This window comes from Viridibacillus soli, assembly GCF_016612995.1.
GTDB classification, from domain to species: domain Bacteria; phylum Bacillota; class Bacilli; order Bacillales_A; family Planococcaceae; genus Viridibacillus; species Viridibacillus soli.
Genome location: NZ_JAEOAH010000026.1, coordinates 1 through 19,562, shown reverse-complemented (window position 1 = coordinate 19,562; position 19,562 = coordinate 1). Strand labels below are relative to the sequence as shown.

Below are 19,562 nucleotides of genomic sequence, written 5' to 3'. Positions count from 1 at the left end.
CGTAAAAATGATTTTTTCATGTTCAATCCTAACATATGTTACTACATTTTTTAGTTGATTGTAGCGGAGGGTGCTTGCCCGCGGAAAGCGAGCATCCCGTAGCGGAAATTAACCTACCACTTTAATAGTGATGGTTAAATTTGGTGATCAACACACCTGGTAAAATAGAGAGATTTTAGTAGGTTAGAAAATAAAGGTAGTGGATTAAGTGGACATGCTATAATAAACACAAAGAATCGGCTTATTAATTGCTGATGCGGAGGTTTATTTTAGTTATGAATCCTATTTTGAAGTTATTGGGTATAATTATATGCCTATTTATCATTTTGAAGTTTGGTATGTCGCTTATGAAATTGTTCGTCACGCTTTTATTTTATAAATACTTTATTATCGTATTAATAATTGCTGGGATTGCCTTTTTTATTTATAAAACATCCCCGTTTAAACAGAAAAATTAATGTAAAAGCATCGCGTCATTAGTGGGACTAAAAAAGGAAACATCTCTTTTAAATAGAGGTGTTTCCTTTTTATTTATACTAGTTAAAGTAATTGATCAAACCATTTGTAATTCCATTTGCAGCTGAATTACGATAAGCATCTGTTTTTAAAGTCTGTACTTCCTCTAAATTTGTGATGAATCCTAATTCAACTAGAACACCAATTTGAGGGTTTTCTCTTAGTACATATAAATCTTGAGGTTTGTATCCACGGTTAATCATATTCGGCACTGCGCTTGCCATCCCTTGTTGGATGTAAGTGGCAAGAGTGCTTTCTCTACTCTTTGTATAAAGAACAGTGAAGCCGCGTGCTGTTGCTGTAGCAGAATCATGGTGAAGGCTAATAAAAGCATCTGGCTTCATCATGATTGAAAAACTAACTCGGTCATATAGTGTTGGGAAAATATCAGTAGTACGTGTCATTTTCACCGTAGCACCTGCCGCTTGTAATTTTGTACGTAATGCTAATGCTGCTTGAAGATTCAAGTCTTTCTCAAGTACGCCGTTTGCAACAGCACCTGGATCTGTACCACCATGACCTGCATCTACGACAATCACTTTGCCGCTTAATGCGCCATTAGTCGTGTTTTTATCATCATTTGATACTGGTTTCGTGGGTTTTGTCTGAGTGACTTTACCGTAACTTCCAGAAACCCAACCTGTTTTACTCGTAGCATAAGTGATTTTGAACCAGTTATTGCTGGATTTATCAAGAATTTTAAATGAACTACCGTAAACAACAGCGCTTAGTTTTGTAGCAGTAGCAGAAGCACTCTTTCGAACATTTAGAGAATCAGCTGTGACAGTAAAATATTTTCCGATATCAGTGGATGGTGTTACTGTGACTTTATCTGAATTGTCGTTCGTATCTGTATTTGTTGGTTTTGTTTTAGTGATTTTACCATAGCTAGTGCTTGCAGAAATCCAACCTGTTTTGCCCGTAGTATATGTAATTTTAACCCAGTTATTACTAGACTGTGCAAGAATTTTATAGGATTTATTTTTCTTAATGACTCCTAATTTTGTGGAGCTAGCTGAAGCACTTTTTCGAACATTTAAAGAATCAACATTGACAGTAAAATATTTACCTACATTAGCAGTTGAAGTAGCTGCCGGAGTTAATGGAGGAGCTTTGGAGCTACTAGTAGTTGAGCTTTTATTAGTCGTGATTGTTAAATACGTTTTGCTTACCCAACCAGTATACTTACTCGTTTTGATTTGTACCCAGCCGTTTTTCTCAGCAAGGACAGTACCTGTAGTTCCTTTTGATAATTTACCAAGACTTTTATACGAAGTACCGGCGCCTTTACGGATGTTTAAACTACTCACTTTAGCAACGGCCTTTTTCGTAGTGCTTGCCGTCGTAGTAGTGATGTTCTTTAAATACTTGGAAGAAACCCAACCTGTTTTACCGCTAGATTTCACCTTTGTCCAAGTGCCCTTTGTAGAAACCTTTGTTACTGTTGTTCCTTTTTTTAAAACTTTGACAACTTTGTAGTTCGTACTTGGACCTGAACGCATATTGAGTGATGTAATATTCACTTTCATAGTGACTGTAGATGCAGCGTTAGCTTGTTTTGCAACCACAAAGGAAGGAATGATTAATATGCAACTTAGGACTAGTAAAAACAAGAGTTTAATTTTGTTATTTTTCATTCTATACCTCCTCATCGCTATATTAATAGTTATTTAGTAAAAAAGGCGTATTTTAAATGAAACGTGAGGAGTTTATATTATTTGTTACTAAAATGTAATGATTATTTAATAAAATTAATTGATTTATACCTATAAAATAATAATAAAATATGATATGTGGATATGGAACTTTATTACTAATAAAAATATGGTAATGACTAAAGTGTGGGGAATTAAACACTTTACAGAATAAGTAATTAGAATCATTATATTTAACTGTTCGTTATGAAAAGTGAAGTATGGAGTGAGTCCCGTAACTATAAATGGGAGTAACTTCATAATCTACTATGCAATGTATGGGAATATTGGAGTTATTACGATTATGGGTAGTGATACCTGGTTATTTCAACTACATACCAAAAAACTAAGTGTATGTGAGGTGTTATAGGTAGGAGACTGTGGATAAAACGATTTAATTTTGGGAGGGATAAGATAATTGTTTGAAACATTATCAGGACAACTTTCGGTCGTAATGGCTCTAGCTTTTGGAGTATTGTTAATTATTCTATATCCACTAATACATAAAGAGAATAGATACTTTGCTGGGTTTAGCTTTGTAATGGGAATTGTAGTTTATATGGTTTACATTTGGAAACGAAGTTATTAGGTATCAAATACGAAAGTAAGGACACATTAAAAATCGTCTTCAACTGACGGGGTATTTTAGTGAAACAAGGGTGTTAAAAATGAACATACTTTTTTCTAAAAAGTTAATCCTTTACATTGAATAAGAGCATGTTTTGATCAATCTTTTTTCAAAACATGCTCTTTCTATTTGCTCCCGTATCAAGGTTAAACTATATTACAAAGCTACATGAAGGATACTTGTCATGAACAAAGAGAAATGCAATAAGGCAAGGTAGGTAGGATATTACTAATAGTAGCCTTTTAATTAATAACGTTTCAAAACTGTCCCCAATAGTCTAAGAGGCTGTCTTTAAGTTGATGCTGCAGTCAACTTAGGTGCAGTTTTTTAAATTGGATTTAATTTGAAAATAAATAGGAGAAAGTACTTTTGGAAATTAAGTAGTTATCTTTATGAATAAAAAGAGAGTTTACTATAAAATGCTAGGAGCAGCATGGAAGTAAAGTGACTTAATTTGTTAATGAAATGAATATTTTTTAAAGAAAAGCTGTTTTTTAAAACTATTCCTTTGATTAATTCGTCAAATATAGATAGATTACAGTGTTGTGTATTTAGGAGGTACAGTAATGCCAAAGCCAATGGAAGGTAATCGCAGATACATAAGTGGGTTGGACGGATTGAGGGCTTTGTCAGTGTTAGCAGTCATTTTATATCATCTACATTTTAAATCAGTAGATGGTGGATATTTGGGCGTTGCCATTTTCTTTGTTCTGTCAGGTTATTTAATAACCGATTTACTAGTAAATGAATGGGAAAAGACGAGTAGGATTGATTTGAAAAATTTCTGGTTTCGTCGGTTTAGACGATTAATTCCGGCATTGATTATCATGTTAATCTTAGTCGGAACATGGATCACACTTTTTCAACGTTCATTTTTAGTAGGGCTACGTTCGGAGATTGCGGCAGCAGCTTTGTATGTGAGCAATTGGTTTTATATCATGCAAGATCATTCATATTTTACATCGTTTGCACCACCATCCCCATTGCAACATATGTGGTCACTTGCAGTAGAGGAACAATTTTACATATTATGGCCAATTATTATGATGATTGGTTTGAAGTTCGTTAAAAATAGAGGAAAGCTTGCAATTGGTATTTTTGTAGCAGCATTAGTGTCAGCTATTTCTATGGCTGTGATGTATGAGCCTGGGACGGATACAAGCCGCGTTTATTATGGTACGGATACAAGGGTGTTTTCAGTATTAATTGGAGCATCGATGGCTCTTGTTTGGCCAAGTCGTAAGCTTGCTAAAAACTTGACGAATGATGCGAAAAAAGTACTTGATATCGTTGGCTTTACTAGCTTTGCATTATTACTATTAATGATGATGACGATGGATGAGGCAGGCCAATTTTTATATATGGGCGGTATGTTTTTAGCTTCAATTATTACGGCTATTTTAATCGCAGCTATTGTACATCCTGCAAGTCGTTTAGGCGATTTGTTTAGCTTTAAGCCACTCGTTTGGGTGGGTGTACGTTCGTATGGTATTTATATTTGGCATTTTCCAATCGTTGTTTTAATGGGGGCCGGAGTTGGTAATGAGGCTGTTAGTTTTACTAAAGTAATTATTATTATTGTGCTGACACTACTATTAGCAGGTCTTTCTTGGCGTTTTATCGAGGACCCTATTCGAAAAGGACAGTGGCGTGTATGGCTAAGTAATTTCCAATCGAAAGAATGGTCTTGGTCATGGTCTGAATGGCAGATTCCGTATCGTATTGGATCAGCAATAAGTGGCTGTGTCATTATTATTTTTGCTATGGGGATGATTTTTACACCAGCCAAGCAGCCGGCTAGTGAAGTGCTTGAACAACATCTAATAGAAGAACAGCAGAAACTTGAAAAGGCGCAGCAGGAAAAAGTAGAAAACAATGAGCAAATAGCTAAGCAAGAGCAACAGATAGATGATATAGCAAAAGCCGAGGTTGAGCAGGCGGGAGAAAACGCTATAAAAGAACAAGAATCAGCTGAAGAGGGAAAAGTGCAATTAGCTGCAAAACAAGTACCTGAAGATGTAACAATTAGTGCTATTGGTGATTCAGTTATGTTAAGTGCTGCTACAGAGTTACAAAAGAAAATACCGCAAATTGTTGTTGATGCAAAAATCGGTCGCCAAGTGTATGATGCTTCAAAAGTCGTCACAGTACTAAAAAACCAAGGGAAACTAGGGCAAGTTGTTGTGATTGGTCTTGGCTCTAATGGAGATTTTAGTGCAACACAATTGGATGGATTATTAAATGCGATAGGCAACGATCGTACAATTTACTTAATGAATACAAGAGTGCCAAGAGGCTGGCAGGACGGGGTAAATAAAAAATTAAATAAAGCTGCAGAAAAAAATAGCAATGTAACATTAGTAGATTGGTATAGTGAAACAGGCGAGGATCAAGACATTTTCTATGAAGATAGGATTCATCCAAATGAAAAGGGTGGCAAATTTTATGCCGATCTTGTACGTGAAGCTATAGCACAATCTGTAAATGAGCAATAATAAAGAAAACCGCTACCTTTTAAAAAAGGAGCGGTTTTTTCTCTATTCTACCGTTTCATATAACGCGATGCTTTCGATATAGTTGATAAACCGGCGTAATTCCTTTTCTTCTGCTCTGTCAATTTCACCAGCTTCGTACATTTTTTGAATTTCAATTCGTTCTGTTTCGTTCAAAAGAGCACGTAGTTTTTCTTTTAGTTCGTCATTGCGTTCAGAATTTTGGGTAACGGATTGCTTCATCTTATCAATGCCTTTACGATATTCAAAAATAATGGCATAAGCCAAATCAGGATTTTCTTCTGATTTGGCATATTGTTTTAGTGCATCTACACCTGCCCACAAGGCGAGCATACGTAACTCTTTCTTTTTACGGAAATATTCAAAGCGTTTGTCTTTATTTAAACTGTATTTTTTTTGTGTAGTGCGCCATTTAAGTAAAATACTATAAAGTATAGCAATTACTTTAGGACGATTTGGCTTAGTGATGTTCTTTTCGCGCTCTTTAAAGGCTGCTTGACACGCTGAATAAATATCTGGGTCTAGATTTTGCTCCTTTTGGACCCTTTCCACATAGTCCCTTTCTGCTTTTAAGCCGAGTAAACGCAGTCTTTTTATTTGCAGCTTTCTTTCTTTGGTAGCTAATTTTTCTGCATTTAGCTCTAATTCAATCTGATTAAACATCATTTTATATTCATCTATTAATTCAAAAGCAACAGTTTGATTTGCTTCAGTTATCACTGAGTTAATTTTACGTACTGAAGTGAGGAGTAAGCGTCTTTTGGCTTCATTAAAAGTGAGTTTGCCTTCACGAATTTCTAAAATTTCTGCTTCATCAATTAAAAGAGGTAAGAAAATCGTTGCAATCAACAATGTAAATAAAATGACACTAGATGCTAAAAATAAAATTAAGGAGCGCTCTGGAAATAGACTGCCATCGTCAATGAGTAATGGAATGGATAAAACCCCAGCCATTGTTACAGCACCGCGTACGCCTGTTAAGCTTGTCAGTAAGCTCGCTTCCAGACTAGGTTTTTCTATTTCTTGAGTAACATCTCTTTTGTATTCATAGTGAGAAAATGCATATGACCAAATGAAGCGAATGATTAATAAAACACTACCAATCGCAATGGTGTAGCCTATGATTTGCCAATTATTCATCATCGGATTTTCTAAAGTTTCCGTCATCGATAGTGGGATATTCAAACCAAGCAACAGAAATACGACTCCATTTAAAATGAACAGTACGATGGACCAAGCGTTTTCTGTAATTAACTGTTCTTCTGTAATTAACTCCTCCGTATGACCTTTCACAAGCGCGTGCACGATTCCACCTACAACAACAGCAATAACCCCAGATGCATGAAAAACATCCTCTGCGATAAAATAAATGATGAAGGGCGTTAACAGCTGTAATAGTGAATGAAAGATGATATCACGAATGCCTCTTTTTCTTAGCGTAAAGCGAAGTTGCGTAATAATGATTCCTAAAATTAGGCCAAGAATAGCACCGACTAAAAACATATACGTAAACACTAAAAAAGCTTCTTTAATTGAAAAATACCCGGTTACAACTGCTGCTACGGCAAATTTAAAGGCAACTAAACCAGAAGCATCATTGATAAGTGATTCACCACGTACGAGATTTAAAATTTTCTCTGGAATTTGAATCCGCTTTGCAATACCATTCACCGCTACTGGATCAGTTGGAGACAAAATGGCCGCTAATGCAAATGCAGCAGCAAGTGGAATGTCTGCAATCAACCAATGGATAAAGTAGCCCCCAACGAGCGTAGTTATTAGAACTAAAATAATAGCATTACCAAGAATAGGCGCTCTCATTTTCCATAGTTCAACCTTAGGGAAATTGCGCCCATCATTATACAAAAGAGGTGCAACGAAAAGTAATAAGAACCACTCTGTTTCAAGTTCAAGCGTCATTTCATTAGCAAACAAAGCTAGTAAAACGCCGAGAGCTATTTGAATAAGTGCAGTTGGGATAAACGGAATATAATGTCCAATTACATTTGACAGTAACAAGAAAACCAACAATAAGAGAATCGTAATTAATAGGTCCATAAAAAGCTCCATTCCGAGAAAGTATCAATTGAAAAGAACGTATTTATTGAGTGCCCTCTTTTTGAGAAAATGAATTGCATAAGTATGCTTTTTAGATTATGAAGGAAAAGTCCGTGTGAATATGGCAAAGCTGTAAACGTTCGCAAATTTGTACTAGAATATGTGATGGATATCATGACAGTTATGAAAATGAAAGTTTATACTAGAACTACAAATATACAATTTAGACAAGACAGAATCTGCTGTGAGGAGTGAGCATCTTGAAAACAGTTATTGTAGTTGGTGGAGGTATAACAGGCCTTTCTACTATGCATTATTTACAAAAGGAAAAAGAAAACAAAGGTTTAGATATTAATTTAATTTTAGTTGAAAAAAATGAACATTTAGGCGGTAAAATGCACTCTGTAAAGAATGAAGGCTTTATTTTGGAAACGGGTGCAGATTCAATTGTTGCCCGTCATTCAAGTGTTATGCCTTTAATTGAAGAATTAGGATTGCAAGATGAACTTGTATATAATGGTACAGGAATTTCCTATATTTATACAAATAATAAATTACACGCTATTCCAGCGGATAGTGTTTTTGGTATTCCAACTAGTATAGAATCGCTTGAAAGCAGTACTTTAGTTTCGGCTGAAGGAAAACAAGAAGCGTTAAAAGATTTAGAGTTGCCAAATGAGTATTTTACAAAGGAAAGCTCGATCGGTTCTTTCTTAGAACATTTCCTAGGAAAAGAGCTTGTTGAAAAACAAATTGCGCCAGTGTTATCAGGAGTTTACTCTGGTAAATTAGATACACTTACAATGGCTTCTACATTACCTTATTTACTCGATTATAAAGAGCAATATGGCAGTATTATTAAAGGGTTTAGTGCACATAAAGAAGAATTCCAAAAAGCTACGAATAAAAAATTTATATCTTTTAAAAAGGGATTATCTTCATTATTCGACCGTTTTGAAGAAAAACTAACCGACGTTAAAATTTTGAAAGGCATTACAACAAATCATATCGCAAAAAATGGCAGTAAGTATGAACTGACATTTGAAAATCACGAATCAATTGAAGCTGATTTCGTCGTCTTAACAACACCACATGAAGTAACTCAGAAGCTATTAGCGGATCCAACATTAGATGGGGACTTCAATGAATTTAGCAATGCTTCACTTATTACGATTTATTTAGGCTTCGATATTCCTGACGCCCAGTTACCAGCCGATGGTACGGGCTTTATCGTGTCTGAAAATAGCGATGTAAAATGTAATGCTTGTACATGGACAAGTCGTAAATGGGGTCATACTTCAGAGGATGGCAAATTACTCGTGCGTATGTTCTATAAGAGTTCAAACCCAGCCTTTGCAGAGATGAAGCATTTAAGTAAAGAAGAGTTAACGAATATCGCATTAGATGATATTGCGAAAAGCTTGAAAATCGAAGCGGAGCCTATTGTTGTAGATGTCAAAAAGTGGAATGATTCAATGCCTGTTTACCATCTTGGTCATGCGCAAACTATAGAAGCGTTAACAACTAAACTGGCGTCTTCTCATGAAAATGTACTACTAGCTGGCTGCTCATATTACGGCGTTGGAATTGGTTCATGTATTAAAAATGGTAAAGAAACTGCTCAATCGATTATTGCTAAAATAGGTTGATTGACGGATTAATATTGAAGTGAAAGAGCTAATGAAAACACTATTTCTTTAGCTCTTTTTTTGTTCAAACATATACGGTAATCGGCTAAACCACTAGAAAATACGATATGAATTAGTACTATAAAATGAATGATCGGAGAGAAGGTGGATAATATGGGGAAAAAGGTAAAAATGATTTTAGGAATGCTCTTTTTAATAGCTGGTCTAATACTTATTTTTTATCAAACACTAATGGGGCTTGTCATTTCGAAAATGTCTAAAGCTACTATTGGACAGCAAGATATAGAAGTAGCAATGCAAAATCCAAATGCGACATTTGATTTTGAACAAGTAGCAGATTTAAATGTTAAAGACGTTGTGAAGGCAATTTCGATCAAAAAGAAATAAATGCTATCGGAGCAATTAGTGTACCTAAAGTGAAAATGCGATTGCCTATTTTATATGGTGTATCGAATACCAATTTAGCAGTCGGTGCAGGTGCGATGAAGCAGAAACAAAAGATGGGCAAAGGCAATTATGCCCTCGCTGGACATAATATGAACAATGGTAAGGCGCTTTTTAGTCCACTAACAAATGCTAAGGAAGGCATGGCAGGTTATTTGACTGGCTTCAAGAAAATTTACGAATATAAAATTGATAAAGTATTTATTGTAAAACCGGAACAAATAGATGTAATAGATGATGCAAATGATAAAATTTTAACACTCGTTACATGTAACTACGACGGCTCAAAAAGGATGATCATTCAAGCTGAGCTTGTTGATACAATGGAGTACGATGAAAAAGAAGGGAATAAGATTTTTACGAATGAATGGTGACAGCTGTTAGTAATAGAAAAAAACATCTAGAGCAGCCGAGTACAGTTAATGCGAATGAAAGAGCTCGTGTTGCTGTAGTTTGGGAAAAGAGCATCCTTTTTTGTTTTGTGCTGAAAATATACTACTAATATCAGGTTTCTCTACAATTATGAAATTCCACTTGACGTCATTCAGGTAAAAGGTTATGATTCTTTTAATTATTCTAACAATTAAATAAATATTTCTTATCAAGAGAAGCTGAGGGACTGGCCCTTTGAAGCTTCAGCAACCAGCCCATGTGGTCAGGTGCTAACTCCAGCGGATTTACTAATTGTCCGAAAAGATAAGAAGGAGCGAATATCGTTATCGTCAAGCCTTCTTATTTATAAGAAGGCTTTTTTATTTAGAGAGGAATGGACTAAATGGGATTACTTGAAAAACTAAAAACACAGATGTTAACGGCTGATGGTGCGATGGGTACATTGTTATACTCATACGGAATTGATTATTGCTACGAGGAATTGAATCTTACAAAGCCCGAAGTGATTGAAAATATTCACCAACAATATATTAAAGCGGGCGCTGACATTATTCAAACAAATACGTATACAGCTAATGCTATTAAATTAGAGCGTTATGGTTTAGAGAACTCTGTAAGAGCGTTCAATGAGTCCGCGATTGAAATAGCAAAACGTGCTGCTGCACCAGGTGACCAATTTGTGCTTGGTACAATTGGTGGTATTCGTGGTATTCGTAAAAGTGAAGCAACATTAGATGAAATCGTAGCTGCACTTGATGAGCAGGCGGGGTATTTATTAGCAGGTAATCCAGACGGTTTATTACTTGAGACGTACTATGATTTCGAAGAACTATCAACAGTAGTAAAGCATTTGCGCAAGCTAACAGATGTACCAATCATTTCACAAGTATCAATGCATGAGCCAGGCATTTTACAAAACGGTTTATTATTAAATGATGCACTGCAACAATTAGAAGCATTTGGGGCAGATATTGTTGGTGTGAACTGCCGTTTAGGTCCCCACCATACAATCCAAGCATTTGAAGATGTAGAATTACCAGCAAAAGCATTCTTATCTGCATATCCAAATGCTAGTTTACTAGATGTTGAAGACGGCAAAATCGTCTATGAATCAGAGGCCGATTATTTCGGTCGTGCAGCGGTTTTACTACGTGATCAAGGCGTGCGCTTAATCGGTGGATGTTGTGGGACTACACCGAAGCATATAGAAGCGGTGAAAAAACGAATTGCAGACCTACCACCTATTACAAATAAAGTGGTGAAGAAGAAAAAAATAATTGAAATTAAAGAGGCAACAAAAGATCACCATGAGCCACTTCATGAAAAGGCGAAAAAGGAACGAACAATTATTGTTGAGCTCGATACACCTCGCCACCTTGAAACAGCTACTTTTATTGAAGGTGCCCAAAAACTCTATGCAACAGGGATTGAGGCTGTCACTATGGCAGATAACTCACTCGCCTCGCCGCGTATTAGCAATATGGCAATGGGTTCTATTTTGAAAATGCAAAATAATATTCGTTCACTTGCCCATATTACTTGCCGCGATCGTAATTTAATCGGCTTACAATCACATTTGATGGGCCTAGATGCATTAGGGATTAACGAAATTTTAGCTGTTACTGGTGACCCTACAAAAGTAGGTGACTTCCCAGGTGCGACAAGCGTTTATGATGTTTCAAGTTTGGAGTTGATACAGCTTATTAAGCAGTTGAATGAAGGAATTTCATTCTCAGGGCAGCCACTTCGTAAAAAGGCAAACTTCTCAGTAGCAGCTGCATTTAACCCAAATGTGAGAGTGCTTGACCGAGCGGTGAAGCGACTGGAGAAAAAAATAGAGTGCGGGGCTGACTATTTCATTACTCAGCCAGTTTATACGAAAGAAAAAATCGTTGAAATTTATGAAGCCACAAAGCATTTGGAAACGCCGATTTTTATAGGTATCATGCCTCTAACAGGAATTCGTAATTCAGAGTTCTTACATCACGAAGTACCTGGTATTAAGCTTTCAGATGAAGTGCTTGAGAGAATGCGTGCAACGGGTGATGATAAAGAACTTGCGACTGCAGAAGGGATTGCGATTGCCAAGGAATTAATCGATACAGCAGCAGAATTATTCAATGGTATATATATTATTACACCATTTATACGTTACGACATGTCGCTGGAATTAATTCATTATATTCAAGAGTTAGACAAACAGAAAGTAGGAGATCACAACTATGTTAAAGCAACCACTTGAAGAACGACTCCAACATAATATTCTTGTTTTAGACGGTGCGATGGGGACTATGCTCCAAAACGCTAATTTAACACCGGAAGACTTTGGTGGGGATGAATATGATGGCTGTAATGAATATTTGAATATTACACGACCTGACGTTATTGAATATGTACACCGTGCTTATTTAGAGGCGGGTTCAGATATTATTAGTACGAATACATTTGGTGGTACACCTGTTGTATTAAATGAATATGACCTTGGTGATCAGGCACATGAAATCAACTTACTAGCTGTGCAAATTGCTAAAAAAGTAGCAGATGAATTGTCGACACCTGAATGGCCTCGTTACGTTGCAGGTGCAATGGGTCCAACAACAAAAACACTGTCTGTCACTGGTGGTATTACATTTGATGAGCTACAACAAGACTTTTATGTGCAAGCAAAAGCTTTAATTGAAGGTGGAGCTGACCTGTTATTGCTTGAAACAAGTCAAGATATGCTGAATGTGAAGGCTGGTACTTTAGGTCTCAAGCAAGCATTTGATGAAGCAGGTAAAGAGCTGCCAGTCATGATTTCAGGAACGATTGAACCGATGGGAACAACACTTGCAGGACAGAGTATTGAAGCGTTTTATATTTCAATTGAACATATTAAACCGCTATCAGTTGGCTTGAACTGTGCGACAGGCCCGGAATTTATGACAGATTATTTACGTTCACTTTCTGAATTGGCTACAAGTTATGTTAGCTGCTATCCGAATGCGGGGTTACCAGATGAAGAAGGTCATTATCATGAAACGCCGGAATCTTTGTCTAAAAAGCTTGAAGGCTTTGCTGATAAAGGCTGGCTGAATATCGTAGGGGGCTGTTGTGGTACGACGCCTGAGCATATTAAAGCTATTCGAAAAGTGGTGGAGGATAAACAACCGCGGCAAATGCCAGAAACGGAGCATGGCCATGTCATTGCAGGGATTGAGCCACTTGTTTATGATGACTCAATGCGTCCATTATTTGTAGGAGAACGTACGAATGTTATTGGATCACGCAAATTTAAGCGTCTTATTATAGAAGGTAAATTTGAAGAAGCTGCAGAAATTGCTCGTGCACAAGTGAAAAATGGTGCACATGTTATGGATATTTGTTTAGCAAACCCAGACCGTGAAGAGCTTGAGGATATGAAAAACTTCATGACAGAAGTAGTGAAAAAGGTTAAAGTTCCTCTTGTAATTGACTCAACAGATGAAAAAGTAATTGAAGAGGCGCTAAAATATTCTCAAGGGAAAGCGATCATCAACTCCATCAACTTAGAGGACGGAGAAGAACGTTATGATGCGGTTTTACCAATTGTTAAAAAATATGGTGCATCCATTGTTATCGGGACAATTGATGAAAAAGGGATGGCTGTTGACCGTCATAGCAAATTGAAGGTTGCTGAACGTTCATATGATTTACTCGTAAACAAATGGGGCATTTCACCAGAAGATATTATTTTTGATCCACTTGTATTCCCGGTCGGCACTGGGGATGAACAATATATCGGCGCTGCTGTAGAAACAATAGAAGGTATTCGATTGATTAAAGAGAAAATGCCACGTGTGTTAACTATTTTAGGTGTAAGTAATGTGTCATTTGGTCTTCCTCCAGTTGGCCGTGAAGTATTAAATGCTGTGTATTTATATCACTGTACACAAGCGGGACTTGATTATGCAATTGTAAATACAGAGAAATTAGAACGCTATGCTTCGATTCCAGAGAATGAGATTAATTTAGCGAATGATTTAATTTATAGAACAACGGATAAAACGCTTGCTGACTTTACTGATTTTTATCGTGATAAGAAGAAGGAAAAGACCGAGGATGATATTCCGAAAACAGTACCAGAGAGACTTGCTTATTACATTATTGAAGGTACAAAAGAGGGCTTGATTCCCGATTTGGAAGCGGCTATGAACATGTACGATTCACCATTAGAGATTATTAATGGACCTTTAATGGAAGGAATGGCTGAAGTAGGGCGCTTATTTAATGACAACCAGTTAATCGTAGCGGAAGTATTGCAAAGTGCGGGTGTTATGAAAGCGTCTGTATCATTCCTAGAACAGTTCATGGATAAAAATGAAAATGACTCTGGAAAAGGGAAAGTTATTCTAGCGACGGTTAAAGGTGATGTGCATGATATCGGGAAAAACCTCGTGGATATTATTTTAAGTAATAACGGTTATAAAGTAATTGATGTTGGTATTAAAGTAACACCTCAAGCACTTATCGAAGTCATTAAAAAAGAACATCCAGATATTGTTGGTTTATCCGGTTTACTCGTAAAATCAGCACAGCAAATGGTCATTACAGCGCAGGATTTCAAGGATGCTGGCATTATTACACCAATGCTCGTAGGTGGGGCGGCACTATCAAGACGCTTTACTGAAACGAAAATTGCAGCGGAGTATGATGGGCCTGTCATCTATGCAAAAGATGCGATGCAAGGGCTTGAGCTAGCGAACCGCTTACAAAGTGATGGTAAAGGCGAATTATTACATGAGCTAGAAGATGCCATTGAAAAACGTGCAGCAGCTGAAGCGAAACGTGCGGCGAAACCAGCTGTAGCGGTCGCGGAAAAACCTGTGAAAACAGTACGTTCAGATGCACCTGTCTTTGTACCGACTGATTTACGACGCCATGTTTTGAAAGATTATTCTGTATCACATTTATATCCATATGTGAATATGCGTACGTTAATTGGCCATCATTTAGGCTTAAGAGGATATAATGATGAATTGCTTGAAAAAGGCGACACACGTGCAGTTGAATTATACGAATTAGTAACGGAATTTTTGGAATCAGGTGTATTAACCCCATCAGGCATGTATCAGTTTTTCCCTGCCCAAGCAGATGGAGATGACGTTATTATTTATGACCCAGCAGATAGTAAGACGATCATTGAACGCTTTACTTTCCCACGTCAAAACAAGACGCCATACTTATGCTTAGCTGATTTCTTGAAAACAGTAGATAGTGGAGAAATGGATTATGTTGCTTTCATGCAAGTGACGGCAGGCCATGGTGTACGCGAAGCTGCAGTGCGTTTGAAGGAGCAAGGTAAATTCCTCGAAAGTCATGCATTGCAAGCGACAGCTCTTGAGTTAGCAGAAGGATTTGCAGAGCGTATCCACCAAGAAATTCGCGATCAATGGGGTTTCTCAGATGCAACGGACTTCACAATGCGTGACCGTTTCGCAGCAAAATATCAAGGTCAACGTTTCTCATTTGGCTATCCAGCATGTCCTAATTTAGAAGACCAATCGAAGCTATTTGGTTTGATCAAACCAGAAGATATCGGCGTTCATCTAACAGAGGAATTTATGATGGAGCCAGAAGCATCCGTTTCAGCAATTGTCTTTGCACACCCTGATGCGCGATATTTCAATGTAGAATAAAGAAAGGTGAGGTGGATTTATGCCATCTCACCTTTTTGCGTTTGATATATAAATTCTAATAATGGCATATGACACTCTGACTTTATAGTGAGAAGGATAATTTTAATCAATATAAATAATTGGAAAGTAGAGGTAAAATCGATGATTTGATTCCGTGTATTTTGATCCTATGACCAACTACTAACACTTACTATATGACAGATGTCATATAGTAATCATGACATCTATGCCTACTGTCATTTTTCTGCAAGTCGTAAAATGAAAATATCCAAAGCGAAGAAAAGTGAGGGACTTCACATGAATAATATAGAAAAGACGAAGCAGTTACGTAAAGATGTCGCACCGTTTGCTAAGTCAGAAGTGAAAAAGAGCGTTATGCAAATGATTAACACAATCCTACCATTGATACTTTTATGGACAGCAGCTTACATGTTAATCCCGGTATCGGTATGGGCTTCGGTTGGTTTGAGCGTGATTGCTGCAGGGTTTGTTATTCGTACATTCATTATTTTCCATGATTGTACACACGGTTCGTTTTTTAAAAATAAAAAAGCAAATGATATTGTTGGTACGATGACAGGTGTATTAACATTGTTTTCTTATGAAAAATGGAAACGTGAGCACGCAATTCACCATGCAACTAGCTCGAATTTAGATAAACGTGGTGTTGGTGACATTTGGGTAATGACAATTGATGAGTATATTGCAGCTTCAAAATGGGAGCGTTTCAAATATCGTGCATACCGTAACCCACTTGTAATGTTTGGAATAGGCCCAATTTTCCTAGTGTTAATTTCAAGTCGTTTTAATCGTAAAGATGCACGAAAAAAAGAGCGTTTGAATACGTATTTATCAAACATGATTATCGTATCGCTTGTAGCAGGTATTGTCTTGACAGCTGGATGGCCAGCACTTTTAATCGTACATGGTACGACGATGTTTGTAGCGGCTTCACTAGGAATTTGGTTGTTCTACATTCAACATACATTTGAAGATTCTTATTTTGAAGAAGAGTCTGAATGGGATTATGTGAAAGCTGCGATTGAAGGTAGCTCATATTATAAATTGCCACTGTTGTTACAATGGGTAACAGGTAATATCGGCTTCCATCACGTGCATCATTTATCACCTCGTGTACCAAACTACTTATTAGAAGAAGCACATGAGAAAGTACCACCACTTCAAACAGCAACAACAGTTACTTTAAAAACTAGTTTTGAATCATTACGCTATAAATTATATGATCCATCGCATAAAACATTTGTAACATTTAAGGCTGTACAGAGTTTAGTAGATGCACATGATCGTTCATCAAGAAAAACAGATGTACCTATGAAAAAAGCAAGCTGAGTTCTAAAATGGTCATCTCTACAAAAGGAGATGGCTGTTTTTGTTTGTAAGGCATTTGATATAATAGGGGTAACTAGATAGGACGGTGAATGAAGTTATGCTGAACTGGTTTAGTATTTTCCCAAAAAGTCCGTGGCTAAGTATTTATGCTTGGGTTATTTTCTGTTTACTGCCGTTCTTTTTTATTTTTAGAGCATCATCGCGTTTTGAAATTGCGATTGGTATTGCAATTTTACTTTTATATTTTATCTCATATCGTTTTTCGCATAGTGCAAACAATGGGCTTGTGTACATGTGGGTATCCTTTGAGATACTCATAAATGTGGGAATGACGCTACTTTTTGGTTATGTTTATTTATCATTGTTTACGGCATTCTTTATTGGGAATATTCGTAATACAGTTGGGTTTTACATTATGTATGGCTTACATATTGCCTTTACGATAGGGGCAATTGTAGCGGGTTTTTTTATTGAAGTTGAATTATTTTTACCTCAAATTCACTTCATCATTAGTTCGGTTATAGGAACGGTGCTATTGCCGTTTAATTTATATAATTGGAATAAGCGTGAGAAGCTTGCAGGGCAGTTGGAGTCGGCGAAAGAACGGATTTCTGAGTTAAGTGTTTATGAGGAGCGTCAGCGTATTGCACGTGACTTGCATGATACACTCGGACAAAAGCTTTCCATGATTGGTTTGAAAAGCGATTTAGCTGCACGCTTAGTAGAAAAAGATCCAAAGGCAGCAGTAGCCGAATTAAAAGATATACGCCAAACAGCAAGCATTGCTTTGAAGGAAGTGCGCGAACTTGTAGCAGATATGCGTACAGTAAAGTTGTGTGATGAACTTGTTCGCATTCAACAAATTTTAAATGCAGCTGAAATGGAATTGACGATTGAAGGAAATCCAAACTTTGATAAGATACCAACGATTGTCGAAAATGTGTTGAGCATGTGTTTGAAGGAAGCTGTTAATAATATTGTAAAGCATAGTTGTGGAACAAAATGTAAAATCAAGTTTATCCAAAATGAAAATGAGTTAAAAATTAAAATTGCAGATAACGGTGTCGGTCTTTCAACAAGTAAAGCGAAGCCAGCAGGTAATGGCTTAAATGGCATGAGGGAGCGTTTAGAGTTCGTAAATGGCAATTTGGAAATTACTGAACAAAATGGCACAGAGCTAGATATTACTGTACCAATCGTCATAACACATCAAAAGGGAAGTGACCAAAATGATTAAAATCGTCATAGCAGAGGACCAAGGTATGTTACTTGGTGCTATGAAATCTTTACTCAATATGGAAGATGATATGGAAGTAGTCGGCATTGGCAAAAATGGTGCAGAGGCCGTTGCACTTGTCGAGGAGCATAGACCCGATATATGCATTATGGATATCGAAATGCCTCTGAAAACCGGTTTAGATGCTGCCGAAGAATTACAGAACAATGACTGTAAAATTATCATCTTAACAACCTTCGCGCGCCCAGGTTATTTTGAGCGTGCACGTAAAGCTGGGGTGCGTGGTTATTTGTTAAAAGATAGCCCAATTGAAGAACTTGTGAATTCCATCCGCGTTATTATGGAGGGACGACGTTTGTATGCACCTGAGTTAATCGATATCGTGTATGAAGATGCCACCGAAAATCCGCTCACAGAACGTGAAAGTGAAGTACTGGAGCTAGTAGCGGAGGGTAAAACGACGAAAGAAATAGCGGGGGAGCTTTTTCTTTCGCCTGGTACCGTGCGAAACTATATTTCAACCATTTTAGACAAACTAGACGTAAGCAATCGTATTGAAGCAATTGCTCGCTTTAAGGAAAAGGGATGGAATAAATAGAGCAAATGAACAAAGGTGCGATATTTTAAAAATATCCGCATAGCTGCCGAGCATCGATTAGACCCTTACTCTAACTCTTGGTGATCACATAGAAATAACATAGGAAGGTATAATAGAGTCTCTCCCGGCGCAAATTAATCCTATTAAAATCAAAATAATAAATTAGTCAGCATCTCCTTGTGAGATGCTTTTTTTGTTAGGGAATTTGATGAGTAGAGAAACAAAGAGCACGAGAGTATTGAATGCGGGCGTAAGTGAGTTAAAAGGAAGTGCGAGTGGGTTAAATGGGAGCTCGAGTGTATCAAATGAGCACGAGTGAGTTAAATGGAAGCTTGAGTGTATCAAATGAGCACGAGTGAGTTAAATGGGAGGCTGAGTGAGTTAAATGAAAGCTTGAGTGAGTTAAATGGAAGCTCGAGTGTATCATCTGAGCACGAGTGAGTTAAATGGAAGGCAGAGTGAGTTAAATGAAAGCTTGAGTGAGTTAAATGGAAGCTCGAGTGTATCATCTGAGCACGAGTGAGTTAAATGGAAGGCAGAGTGAGTTAAATGAAAGCTTGAGTGAGTTAAATGGAAGCTCGAGTGTATCATCTGAGCACGAGTGAGTTAAATGGAAGGCAGAGTGAGTTAAATGAAAGCTTGAGTGAGTTAAATGGGAGACTGAGTGAGTTAAATGAAGGCTTGAGTGAGTTAAATGGAAGACTGAGTGAGTTAAATGAAGGCTTGAGTGAGTTAAATGGAAGCTCGAGTGTATCAAATGAGCACGAGTGAGTTAAATGGAAGGCTGAGTGAGTTAAATGAAAGCTTGAGTGAGTTAAATGGGAG

12 protein-coding genes and 1 riboswitch are annotated in these 19,562 nt (G+C 37.1%); of the genes, 10 read left to right on the top strand and 2 right to left on the bottom strand.

The features are described 5' to 3' along the window. Positions 1 to 536: 536 nt before the first annotated feature. Entirely contained in the window at positions 537 to 2,153 is a 1,617-nt protein-coding gene (locus JFL43_RS15515) for an SH3 domain-containing protein (RefSeq protein WP_200749734.1), read from the bottom strand. A 1,251-nt stretch (positions 2,154 to 3,404) separates the two neighbouring features. Here JFL43_RS15515 and JFL43_RS15510 point away from each other — a divergent pair. After that, entirely contained in the window at positions 3,405 to 5,333 is a 1,929-nt protein-coding gene (locus JFL43_RS15510) for an acyltransferase family protein (RefSeq protein ID WP_200749733.1), read from the top strand. A 42-nt stretch (positions 5,334 to 5,375) separates the two neighbouring features. On the opposite strand, the gene JFL43_RS15505 is transcribed toward JFL43_RS15510, so the two are convergent. Continuing rightward, the gene (locus JFL43_RS15505; protein WP_100795738.1) at positions 5,376 to 7,409 is read right to left on the bottom strand and encodes a Na+/H+ antiporter; all 2,034 of its coding nucleotides are present in this window, start codon (positions 7,407 to 7,409) and stop codon (positions 5,376 to 5,378) included. Positions 7,410 to 7,669: 260 nt separating this feature from the next. On the opposite strand from JFL43_RS15505, the gene JFL43_RS15500 reads away from it, so the two are divergent. The 9 genes from JFL43_RS15500 to JFL43_RS15465 all read left to right on the top strand — a co-directional run bounded on the left by JFL43_RS15500 (position 7,670) and on the right by JFL43_RS15465 (position 19,508). Further along, the gene (locus JFL43_RS15500) at positions 7,670 to 9,058 is read left to right on the top strand and encodes a protoporphyrinogen oxidase (protein WP_100795739.1); all 1,389 of its coding nucleotides are present in this window, start codon (positions 7,670 to 7,672) and stop codon (positions 9,056 to 9,058) included. A gap of 153 nt (positions 9,059 to 9,211) precedes the next feature. Next, a complete protein-coding gene (locus tag JFL43_RS22655; RefSeq protein WP_234447818.1) occupies positions 9,212 to 9,445 on the top strand; it encodes a hypothetical protein in 234 nt (77 codons plus the stop codon). Positions 9,446 to 9,480: 35 nt separating this feature from the next. Then, complete coding sequence (locus JFL43_RS22650) at positions 9,481 to 9,876, top strand: class A sortase (protein ID WP_234447822.1); 396 nt, start codon at positions 9,481 to 9,483, stop codon at positions 9,874 to 9,876. A 221-nt stretch (positions 9,877 to 10,097) separates the two neighbouring features. Then, positions 10,098 to 10,205: riboswitch (SAM riboswitch) on the top strand. A gap of 72 nt (positions 10,206 to 10,277) precedes the next feature. Further along, positions 10,278 to 12,137, top strand: a complete 1,860-nt coding sequence (locus tag JFL43_RS15490; protein ID WP_200749732.1) for a bifunctional homocysteine S-methyltransferase/methylenetetrahydrofolate reductase — start codon at positions 10,278 to 10,280, stop codon at positions 12,135 to 12,137. Beyond that, positions 12,118 to 15,552 (top strand): methionine synthase, encoded by a 3,435-nt coding sequence (metH, locus tag JFL43_RS15485; protein WP_200749731.1) that lies wholly within the window; start codon positions 12,118 to 12,120, stop codon positions 15,550 to 15,552. Before JFL43_RS15490 ends, metH begins: the two co-directional genes overlap by 20 nt. Before the next feature lie 297 nt (positions 15,553 to 15,849). Then, a complete protein-coding gene (locus tag JFL43_RS15480) occupies positions 15,850 to 16,902 on the top strand; it encodes a fatty acid desaturase (RefSeq protein ID WP_200749730.1) in 1,053 nt (350 codons plus the stop codon). 97 nt (positions 16,903 to 16,999) lie between these two features. Continuing rightward, positions 17,000 to 18,139, top strand: a complete 1,140-nt coding sequence (locus tag JFL43_RS15475; RefSeq protein ID WP_200749761.1) for a sensor histidine kinase — start codon at positions 17,000 to 17,002, stop codon at positions 18,137 to 18,139. Beyond that, complete coding sequence (locus JFL43_RS15470) at positions 18,132 to 18,737, top strand: response regulator transcription factor (RefSeq protein ID WP_100795744.1); 606 nt, start codon at positions 18,132 to 18,134, stop codon at positions 18,735 to 18,737. Before JFL43_RS15475 ends, JFL43_RS15470 begins: the two co-directional genes overlap by 8 nt. 570 nt (positions 18,738 to 19,307) lie before the next feature. After that, a complete protein-coding gene (locus JFL43_RS15465; protein WP_200749729.1) occupies positions 19,308 to 19,508 on the top strand; it encodes a hypothetical protein in 201 nt (66 codons plus the stop codon). Positions 19,509 to 19,562 lie beyond the last annotated feature (54 nt).